10 protein-coding genes are annotated in these 10234 nt (G+C 55.9%); 5 read left to right on the top strand and 5 right to left on the bottom strand.

The window, feature by feature from the left end; genetic code table 11:
• Window position 1: 1 nt before the first annotated feature.
• Window positions 2–385 carry a hypothetical protein gene (locus EYW42_RS19295; RefSeq protein ID WP_135537071.1) on the bottom strand — a complete coding sequence of 128 codons (384 nt, stop codon included), beginning with the start codon at window positions 383–385 and terminating at the stop codon, window positions 2–4.
• Window positions 378–1148, bottom strand: coding sequence for a ParA family protein (locus tag EYW42_RS19300; protein WP_202613975.1), 771 nt, complete (start codon window positions 1146–1148; stop codon window positions 378–380). The genes EYW42_RS19295 and EYW42_RS19300 overlap by 8 nt, the downstream gene beginning before the upstream one ends.
• A 117-nt stretch (window positions 1149–1265) precedes the next feature.
• Between EYW42_RS19300 and EYW42_RS19305 the strand changes: the two genes are divergently transcribed.
• Entirely contained in the window at window positions 1266–1658 is a 393-nt protein-coding gene (locus EYW42_RS19305; RefSeq protein WP_135537073.1) for a hypothetical protein, read from the top strand.
• Between the two features lie 805 nt (window positions 1659–2463).
• Here EYW42_RS19305 and EYW42_RS19310 read toward each other — a convergent pair.
• The gene (locus EYW42_RS19310) at window positions 2464–3720 is read right to left on the bottom strand and encodes an AAA family ATPase (protein WP_237561388.1); all 1257 of its coding nucleotides are present in this window, start codon (window positions 3718–3720) and stop codon (window positions 2464–2466) included.
• 1080 nt (window positions 3721–4800) lie between these two features.
• Between EYW42_RS19310 and EYW42_RS19315 the strand changes: the two genes are divergently transcribed.
• From EYW42_RS19315 to EYW42_RS19330, 4 genes are all read left to right on the top strand, one after another.
• Window positions 4801–5292, top strand: a complete 492-nt coding sequence (locus EYW42_RS19315; protein ID WP_135537075.1) for a hypothetical protein — start codon at window positions 4801–4803, stop codon at window positions 5290–5292.
• A complete protein-coding gene (locus EYW42_RS19320; RefSeq protein WP_135537076.1) occupies window positions 5289–5834 on the top strand; it encodes a relaxase/mobilization nuclease domain-containing protein in 546 nt (181 codons plus the stop codon). Before EYW42_RS19315 ends, EYW42_RS19320 begins: the two co-directional genes overlap by 4 nt.
• A complete protein-coding gene (locus EYW42_RS19325) occupies window positions 5831–7414 on the top strand; it encodes a type IV secretory system conjugative DNA transfer family protein (protein ID WP_135537077.1) in 1584 nt (527 codons plus the stop codon). The genes EYW42_RS19320 and EYW42_RS19325 overlap by 4 nt, the downstream gene beginning before the upstream one ends.
• A gap of 431 nt (window positions 7415–7845) precedes the next feature.
• The gene (locus EYW42_RS19330; protein ID WP_135537078.1) at window positions 7846–8448 is read left to right on the top strand and encodes a hypothetical protein; all 603 of its coding nucleotides are present in this window, start codon (window positions 7846–7848) and stop codon (window positions 8446–8448) included.
• A 629-nt stretch (window positions 8449–9077) separates the two neighbouring features.
• Here EYW42_RS19330 and EYW42_RS19335 read toward each other — a convergent pair.
• Both EYW42_RS19335 and EYW42_RS19340 read right to left on the bottom strand, forming a co-directional pair.
• Window positions 9078–9266 (bottom strand): hypothetical protein, encoded by a 189-nt coding sequence (locus EYW42_RS19335; protein WP_135537051.1) that lies wholly within the window; start codon window positions 9264–9266, stop codon window positions 9078–9080.
• Window positions 9266–9661 carry a hypothetical protein gene (locus EYW42_RS19340; protein ID WP_202613973.1) on the bottom strand — a complete coding sequence of 132 codons (396 nt, stop codon included), beginning with the start codon at window positions 9659–9661 and terminating at the stop codon, window positions 9266–9268. The genes EYW42_RS19335 and EYW42_RS19340 overlap by 1 nt, the downstream gene beginning before the upstream one ends.
• Window positions 9662–10234 lie beyond the last annotated feature (573 nt).

Genomic DNA, 10234 nt, shown 5'->3' on the forward strand with positions numbered 1-10234 from the left:
GCTATACAGAATCCTTGCGTTCCAACCGTTCTGTGACTTCTGTGACCTCCATCTCTTCCATCCGTTCCAAGCCGAGTTCGACGATGAGTGGGTAGAAATGGCGTGTCTTCTTGAGATTGACCTGGGCGTCAGCCTCCGAAAGCGAGAGATCCAGTCGTTTGAACGCGGTCGTGAGATCACTATCGAGGTCGTCATCGAGGTAGAAACTCCGTACGTTCCATTCCTTCTTGATGTTCTGTGCTTTCTGTGAAGTCTGAGACTTCTTTTCTCTCCCTGACTGAACAGAAGTCATGTCGTTCTGTGACTTCTCAGAAGTGGTCTCAGTCTCGTCGTCCTGGTCATCGTCAAACCGACGACTCAGACGGTCGTCGATTTCGTCACTCATCGGTAACCTCCGCAGCGATCTGCGCATACACGTCGGTCATGTCAGTCTCTTCGGCGTCGTCTGCGAACACCGAACCCTGGTCTTTCACTGCCCGCTTGATTGCTGCCCGGCTTCGAACAGTCCACACCCCGACGCGTCCTTCGAAACGCTCGTTGAACCAGTCAATGGCCGCCTGCTGTTCATTGTCCAGCGGATAGGCCACGTTCGATACTATGAGACCGAGGACATCGACGTGCGTGTCGTAGTTGTCCTCGAGCGTGTCCAGCTGGCGCAGTAGATGGTTCAACGCGAGCTGGGAGCTTTCGTCGGCTTCGACCGGCACGAGGAGTTCCTCGGTGGCAAGAACGACGTTATCATTCAGTGGGCCTAGCGACGGCGGCGCATCGATGAGGATGACGTCCCACGCGGTCGCGTTCTCCAGGACTCTCTTCAGCCGCAGTCGAGGACGCATCCCACTCGCGATGAGGTCCTGTTCAAGGTGGAACATATCGATGTTGGCCGGGAGCAGATCGAACTCCTCGTGAGTGACAACGAGATCGTCGACGTCGTGGTCGGCGGGCGACTGAAGCGCATCGTATAGCGACGGTGGATCCGAAGTGTACTCGTCTTCGAACCCAAGGCGATGCGTGAGGTATCCCTGGGGGTCCATGTCGAGGGCAAGGACGTCCACGCCCTCGGCAGCGAGAGCACCAGCGACGTTGATCGTATTTGTAGTCTTGCTAACTCCTCCTTTTTGATTCGTGATTCCGATTCGTCGAGTCATGGCTTCCATCCGTTCTGTGCATTCTGTGACTTCAAATAACTACGTCAGACGTGTTCCGGTCTCTTGCCGTCTGAGTTACCCCACAGATTGATACACAAAGCGAGGCGTGGGGTAACTATGGACGAATCTTCAGAGCCACCCACAACAGAACCGCAAGCGCCAGAGCTACCGAACTACATTCTCGAACCACTGGACAAGCAGTCGCCCGATCGACTCGATGCGATCGCAACGTATGCCACGAAGCTGGCGGCTTGGAAACGCACCGAACGCGAGCGTATGGTTGATCAAAAACAGGAAGAGGAATCGATCAGCGAGGCCCAACAGAACGAGCTCGAGGAACGAGATGTCTCGACTGATCCAGCAGACTACGATGATGTCCCAGCTGGCGGAGCCTACATCACGATTAAAGAGACGAAGCCGGGCTATCACTACTTTTACTGGCAATGGCGTGACGGCGACTCCTGGAAAAACGAGTATATCGCACCGGTGAACGCGAACCAAGAGTCTTGATTGTTCCAGATATCCTCGAATGGTTGTCCCTGTAGTTACCCCACGCATTCATCATAGATCGCTGTCGTGGGGTAACGTTGAGCAGGAGAGAATATCGCGACTGCTTTGCTGATTGTATTGCTCCCCCTCCCCCCATTTGCGGAATGTATCTTGAGAAAGGGTCGGGGGACATCCTAACATCGAGAATGACCAAAATGTCGAAATTAGCTGTTAGAAGACGTTTAGAGGAGATAAAGACGAAGAACAGTTCCGAAGCCATTCCTCTCCATATAGAAATTATATCTTTCTTTTCATTACGGTCTTACTGTATTACGGATATTGTTACCAGTCCCTTTCCATAAAACCTTCTATCTACAAACCTAGTTACAGACATTCACCAAATCAGCTATCTCAAAGTCTATAACCGCGAGTTTCCTGGTTTTAGAGATTCTTGTCGTGATTCTCCTCTCAACCCCCACCCGCCTTTTGGTGAGATACAATCAGTAAATGGGGGGAGAGGGTGGGTTGCGACTGTTCGCTTGGGATGATTTCAGTTCTCAACAGCCGCTCTGGGCTGTTACAGCTGGTCTATTGAATATTTCCTCGATGAGAAATGCGAGAACGACCTCTTGCCTCCGATACCTCCATCCGATTTCCTCTGCTGTGGAGAGATACAATCAGCAAATGGGGGGGATGACGTCTGTCAGACGCTCGTCGATGATGCTCGGACCCCAGATCGAGAGAATACATTCTGCATACGGGGCCTCTCACAGTATACAATCAGCAAACGGGGGGTGGCTACGTACCGCCTCGACCAGTCCCATCTCTATGTGCTATTGAATTCGTTGAGCTGGGCTTCCACGACAAGCTGGAGGGAGTCCTGTTCGATCTCAGTTATCCGACTGTCCCGCTCAATCGTCTCTTCGACAGTCTCGGGATCGATAGCGAAGGCGTACTCGTTGTGAACACCACGTCCGCGCCCGCGGCCGCTCCGATCCTTCGAGATGATGTTGTACGACGCCAATTCCTTTGCATACCGTCGGAAGGAATCGTCCGATTTCGTGTCCGCATCAATGCTCTCGGTCACGTAGCTGTAGACCTCATAGGCGACTGGACCGGGGATCGAATCGAGTGAACGAGTCGCGTGAACAGCGACCATCGTCAAGGCGTACAGAGTGTATTTTTTCTGCGCGGAGAGCCCGTTGATCGTCTTCTGTGCTTGGTCGACATCGAGTTTCCCCTGTGCAGTTCGAACATGGCGCTCCTCGACAGTCCCGCTTCCTTCGCGGTCGGCCATCTCACCCGCCTTTCTGAGCAGGTCGATTGCCTTTCGAGCGTCACCCTCGTCTTGAGCAGCGAACGCGGCGGCAAGCGGTATCACATCGCCGGAGAGTACGCCATCACGGAATGCATCTTCTCGATGTTCGAGGATGGCTCGAATCTGGGTGGCGTCGTAGTCGGGGAACACGACGTTATCTGGATTGAACGAACTGGCTGTCCGCCCATCCAACTTCTGTATCAACTGGGTGTCATTGGTGAGTGCAGCGACTGCTGACCGGCCTTCGATGTCGCCCTCGGCGGTAGCGCGTGAGAGTTGATAGAGCAGTCGAGAGTAATCCGGCTCGTCGTCGTTGCTATTCCCGGTGAGATAGTCGATCTCGTCCAGGATGAATAGGATCGCCTCGAAGCGTTCATTGACGATCTCGTAGAGGCGGTCGTACTTGTCTGAGGTTGCCGTTCCCTGTTTTTTGATGCCGACCTCAGCACCGGTCTTCTCGGATACGTCCTTCAGCATCGCGTAGACGGCTTTATCCTCGGAACTGATCCGCTGGCAGTTGATGCGAATGACGCCGAAGTCGACACCGCGATTCTCACAGAGCGTCGCGACCTCCTCGGCAGTCGCGTTGATGATGAGTGATTTGCCCGTTCCAGAGGGGCCGAATTGGAGAATATTGTCTTGCCGCCCTCCCTTCACTGCGGGCAGGAGTAGTTCGATGATCCGATCTAACTGCTCGTCGCGACCAACGATACGATTGGCGTCAATAATCGTATCTGGGTGAACGAGGTCTTTATTGGCAAACACTGACGTCGTCGAATCCTTCTCGTTCAGTTGGCTCTCGACGCGATCCCGAATCGTCCCACCCAATCCGCTAGTACTTCTCCCCTCTTCTGTGTCCGAACTAGGGTCAGTCTCGGCAGATCCGTGATCTGATTCCGTAGCGGTTTCACTGTCAACACCAGATTCGCCGTCTACATCGGGTATCGCACTGTCGTCAGTAATTTCCGCTTGGTCTGGAGTGCTATCCTTCTGCGGCCGGGTCATGAGACGAACATTTCACCCGAGGGTAAAAGTCGTTGTGTATGCTGAATCTAAATCAGCAGTCCTTCCCCCGTAGACTCGGAAAACTCTCCTACTCTACGAACTCGCAAATTTACCGTTTGCAGGTTGTAACCGGCTAACGACAGTAGCTAATCTCTCCTCACCTTCGGAAACGACACCCATCCTATGGAACCTCCGGAAACGATGGTGTGCCCCTCACTATTGATATTTCCTACACACATTAACCAACACTAGCGAAGGTGAGGGACCTTCTGTTGGTTAATCATGTTATCTGTTCGGAGATTGAGACCGCACCGAACCGCTACCGCGTCACGAGTGCCCCCGTCGCTCCGCTCGGGGGCGTGCGCTCGGCTCCGTCAGTCGGGACCCGTGTGAGGGTCCCATCCTTCGGTCGCCTCGCTTGTGGTGGCTGATAAGCCTCCGTATCAAGGTGGTTCGTTGCTGTTTCGCGATAATCGATGTGCGCACGACCGAGGTTAACCATTTACTGGCGAAGGAATTTTCTCGTCTATTGGCGATGATGGTATGCAGATTCTCGCAACTCGTAGCTTATAAGACACTAGCCAATCACGTATTATTAAGCACGGTTTGAGTGTCTGAAAACGGGCGAATGAAGCCCGTACTACTGCCCTCCAATGACAGTATCTTCAAGCACCGGCGGAGACTGGAAAGACAGTATCGTTGTCAAAATACTCCATAGTCAGACCACTGTGGACGGTCCAGCGAAGATCTATACCACGAACCAATCTGGAGACGTAATTGACACGGTCACGCTGTCGGTGTCTCACAAAACAGATACCTGTGAAAACGAGGGAGATTCCCATGGCGCGTGATCGAGAAATAACGTTCTACAGCGACGAGCAGACCTTGCGCGAACTGGACGAGCTGGCGGATGAGCAGGACACAACCCGCTCAACGCTCGTGTTCGAACTCGTTCGCGAAGGTCTTCGTCGAGAACGCGAGGGCGCGGTATCTGCTGAAACGCGCGCATCTGAACGACTCCAAGATCTCCTTGATGACGGGCTCACAGAAATGGAGGACACTGCGCGGGAGATGCAGGATCTGAACGCGAAGACCGGGGTCTATGCTGTGGCTGCGTTCGAACTCGTGAAACAGCAACACGGAGAGGCGGCTATTCGAGAGGCTCTGCAAACCGGTGCGCGACGACTCCGTGAGGACGACGTCGACGATCTCGCTAGCGGCGAGAGTGATGGTCAGGGCGCAACGGACGACCAGGGCGTAACTGCTGAAGATGACACCGACCAAGACAGCAGTGGACTCGATTTCGAAGCACTCCGTGAGGGCAACCAATGACGACGGTCATCGACTCTGATTTTAAGCGCCGAGACACGGGGGCGCTGATGCGCTATATCGAGCACGAGGAGGAGAATCTGCGCGACCGAACGGGCCAAGAAATGGACGCGAGCGAGCAGCAGCATCTGCTCGACCGTTCGGAGGAGAACGGGATGAGTCGTCATCTCATCATCTCGCCCGAGAATGCGGAACAGCTCGAAAACAAGGAAATCGGGCGCGCGACACGGCAAACCATCCGTGAAACCATCGGCAGTCGCGAGGGCGTTGACTGGGCGTATGCAGTCCATCGTGATGGTGGTGACCGTCCGCACGCGCACGTGGTCGCGACTGGGCGCGCTGACCAGCCTGGCGACCCTCTCTGGATCGACAGGGAGGATCTCGACCAAATTCGTGACCGAGCACACGAGCATTCCATCGAGCAGGAGCAGGGCGTTGAGCACGCCCTCGACCAGGCCCTTGACGAGTCACTGAGCCAAGAGCAGGAACAGGAGCAGATTAGCCAGGAACAGGAGCAGGACCGTGGACAGGGTCATAGTCGATGAGTCTGACGAAGCGTTTCCAGTACTACGTTCGACCGGCTTGGTTCGTCGTTGGGTGGATTCTGTTGCTCCTCGTCTGGCTCTTCTACCTCCCGACGCCAGAATTCCCAGTCATCCCTCTCTCAATCTGGGGGCTGGCATTTCTCGCGAGTCCGTTCATTCTCTATCGGTACTGGGGAAATCGCCCACCGCAGCTAACGCTCTCGTCGGAGCGGCTCGACGACTCTGAGATTGGGCTTCCAGTCAACCACATCAACGAGACAGACCACTTGAGCGGTCGTCTCCTGCGGCGGATGATCCCCATCGACGTGACGGGATCAATCGGGATTCTGGGGGCGACTCGATCGGGGAAGACCAACGCGACGAAACTGCTCGTGGACCAGATACGCGACAAAGCTGATGACCAAACGCCGTTCATCATCTACGACCACAAAACGGATTTCCAAGATCACCTCGACGAAGATGAGCGCATTGTGCTTTCAGGTCGGGAAGCTGATGTCCAGTGGAATATCTTCGAGGAAGTCGAATCCGAACAGGAGTGCGAAGAGCTCGCTAGAGAGCTATTCCCGGCTCCACCTGATGGCTCTGATTTCTTTGCCGATGCCTCACGTCAGTTGTTCGCTGCAGTTCTCAAAGTCATGCGCCGAGAAGCGCCTGACGGAACCACACCCACGAATGAGGACCTCGTAACGTGGATCGAATCAACGACTGTCGAAGAACTCGCTGAAACGCTCTCGGAGCATCCTAATCTCCAGGGGATCACCGACTACATCGACCCTGACGCGTCCGAACAGTCGCAGGGCGTCATGGCTTCGTTCCGCAAGGAGGTTCGAAATATGTTCCAGGGCGATCTCTGCGAGGCAGGGAGCTGGTCGATTCGCCAGTACATGGACGACCCGCAGGGTCAGGTCCTGATCATCGACTATCCGCAACGGCTCGGCGAATCCACGAAGCCACTCATTCGGTTTACTATCGATTGGTCAATTCGGTTTGCCCTCGACGATGGCGATCAGAGCGCGTACTTTGTTCTCGATGAGTTTGCTCGCTTGCCACCACTACGACGCATCGGGGATCTCGTGAACGTCGGGGCCGGGCAAGACACGCGGGCACTCATCACGTTGCAGTCCGTTGCACAGCTGTATGACCGGTATGGTCGCGACGGGGGCGATGCACTCCTCTCTGGGTTGCTCTCGACGATCATCCTCCGGCTCAATGACTCCTCGAGTATCGCGTTCGCACGGAGCAGGGTTGGCACGTACTGGGAAGCGCAGGATATCCCTGAATACAACGCTGATGGAGAGGTCTCTGGAACATCGACTGAGGATGTTGAGAAGCACGCGATGGCCAAAGGCGAGTTCGGGGACTTCGCACCAGGATGGGGGATCATCGTCCGAAACGATGGGTGGGTTGATGCACAGATCGATTTGTATGAGGACGTCGCTGAGTACATCACCGATATTGACGAGATTGAGGGTAGGGAGGTCGAGGCAGTCGACGAACGATGCCCCCACTGCGGTGAGGTGGTCTCAGGCTCTGAATGCGTCAATTCAGACTGTCTTCACCAAGCACAGGTTGTGAACTGACCCAGACGTAGAAAGCTATCATCGACTAGTTCACCAAACAGTAAATCACAGTGATATTGCATAGAGTCTTCACTACGCCGTGCTAAATAGATGGCATGTATCGCTCAGTGGACCGATGGCTAGTGGAACTCAGTGGATGGCCCAATCGTACTGGAAGAAGACGTAGCGAGACCCAGAAGTCCGATCACTCCGTCTATCTCTGCACACCCACCCTAAAGCATGGCCACAGAAAAATCACCTTAACTTGTTCTCTAATACTCTAAAACCCCGAATAACGGGGCTTTGGGGCAATCTATAACACTATTCTATTCTATTCGAAGAAGTTAAGATGGGTGGGGGTGTAGAATAGGGCGGAGATGGCGCAAACAGAAACCGAAAGCGGTTCGAGGCTGTCAGAGCGACTTAAGAAAAGTATACAGGAACGAGGTGATATGTTCCGTCTGAACGTCGCTCACCCATCTATCGAAGTGGGAGAGGTGGCGGACACCTGGGCCGAGCACGGAATCGCTACGATCTCCGATTGGGGGTTGACCAAGAAGCACAATGTCGAACTGTTCACCGAGGCTGACGTCCCGATCACCGAGGATGTAGTGGGCGGGGAGTTCCAGGTCGAGTTCGGGGCGGGCGTAATCGACTGGGATGCGCTACGCGACACGCTCGCTGAAGAATCCTATGCAGACAAGGAGAATCCAAAGCGGCACGCCGGACAAGCCAAAGGTTCGATTCGCCGGTTCGTGGACGAGTACGACGTTGGAACGATGATTCTCGGGAACTTCCCAGAGGGACAGGTTCCAGGTATCGTGACGTCTGAGTGCTACTACCGGCCTGAGAACCCTGTGACTGACTACGATCAAAACCACGTCCTCGTTCGGGAGGTCGAGTGGGCACGTGAGGAGAATGGCGGCCCGCTCACGATATCGGACGAGGCGCTCCCGGACGCGCTTCAGCCTCGACGACAATCGACGACCCGTGTGAAGGAACCACAGCAGCTCATTGCCATTGCCCGGCTCATGGAAGTGCTGATGAAGGAGTAAGGACGGCAGATTGCTGCGTGGAAACGGCCATGATCTCGGCGTTCGGTGCTGCCGATCTCTTCTCTCAATTACTCTCGAACTTCCAGCTGGGACCCGCGACGAGAGGGAGCTAATCCTCCGCGATTGCCTAAAACATCAATTCCCAAACCACCGCATAGCATCTCTATACCAGCGCACACAAATCACCGTGTTGTCTGGTGTTTTCTCAGAAAGTGCCAGCAGGGCTTTAGCCTGCCACGCGGTAAGAACCACCGAATTTCCATCGCACATAGCTCGGTCAACCCCCCACTCTTCTCGGAAGCGTCTACCAAGTCCTTCAGATCGTACAACAAGACAGCCACTTCTCGAATCAGTCATCGACGGGCCGATGCATCGCTACTCGTCGACGATCCACGGATTCGCATTCTCGGGCCACCAGTTGCTCGACCGGACAGACACACGAGGTTCCTGTTGAGGTGCTGGGGCTGAACAGGACCTCGTTACAAATCGATAACGGTGGGTGTCGTGTCCGGAGCTAATCGCGAAACAACCATCGGGAAAGCCCAGCGCTCACGACGACTGTGAGCGCTCGGAACCTGGAGGTGGAGGGGTGGTTCGGGATACGAAAAACGAGTGCCGGGTATTCGCAGCTACGGCACCTGCTCCTCAGTCGTCACACAGTCGTTCGTCCAGTCGATCCCGGCGACGTCGTCGACCTCGTAGCTTCCCGTTCGACCACAGACCGCACAGCGATAGCACTCGAAGAAGCCGTTCGACGATTCGCGCTGGCTTGCACGCTCCAACTCCAGCCGTCGACTCCCACACTCACAGACCAACATCACCGTCGCGCCTCCTCGGCTGGCATCTCGATCACAGCTGCGCTCTCGGTGAGTCGGCCATCTGGGCGCGGGACTCGACCGGCTCGAATCTCCATGTCGACCCGCCGGAGGTGTTTGCACCCACCGTCCGGCTCGCCTGTCTGCCAATCCGGGCACGAGCACGTCTCTGAAACGACGTCGACCTCGTAGATGCTCCCGCTTGCGCCCTTCTGGACACCATAGATGCCGCCTTCCTGCGAGAGCCACACGTCCATCTCCTCGGTCAACGCTCGCTGCGTCCGCGCGTCCTCGATGCGATGGCCGCCATCGGTGACGACCGTCGGGATCGTCGTTCGGAACTCGCTGAGTTCGGTCTGTACCAGTACGCTCTTGCCGCTCTCGTTGATACTCGACATTGCACTCACAAGGTGCGAGGCGCGGCGAACGCCGCGTCTTCATTCATCCTCTTCCCGACGACCTGAACCTCGACACTGCGGGCTACCGCTCGCGCCTCAGGTGCCCTGGCGCGAGCGGGTCACAGAGGAAGGCGCAACGCCCGCAGCCACGCGAACGTCCAGTGGAGTATGCCCGGTCGCCGAACGGAGCGACCAACGGGAGCGGAGTGAGGGCAGTTCCGAGCACCAGCTGGAGCGAAGGAACCGACGGGCATACCCGCTGGCGCGCGACCCATTCGCGCGAGCGAGCACGGCGACCGCGGGCGGCCGCGCCTGACGACACGCACACACCGAGGTTCCTGAGCAACTCGCGCTGCCCCAGCTGGGTCGGTACGGCGCAATAGCGGGGCTAGATGAGCGACCGACAGCAACAGGCACTCTCTCGACTGGCGTCTCGACGACGTCCACGCGACCAGCAATTAACCAACACTGACGCGCCATACCGCGTCTCTGTTGGTTAATCCGTTTGTATCCCTTTACGGATTCTCTGCCCTTCTGCCGCCGAACACACCACTGCCGCCGAACACACCACTG

Origin of the sequence: Halostella pelagica, from assembly GCF_004762015.1 — an archaeon.
Classification (GTDB): domain Archaea; phylum Halobacteriota; class Halobacteria; order Halobacteriales; family Natronoarchaeaceae; genus Halostella; species Halostella pelagica.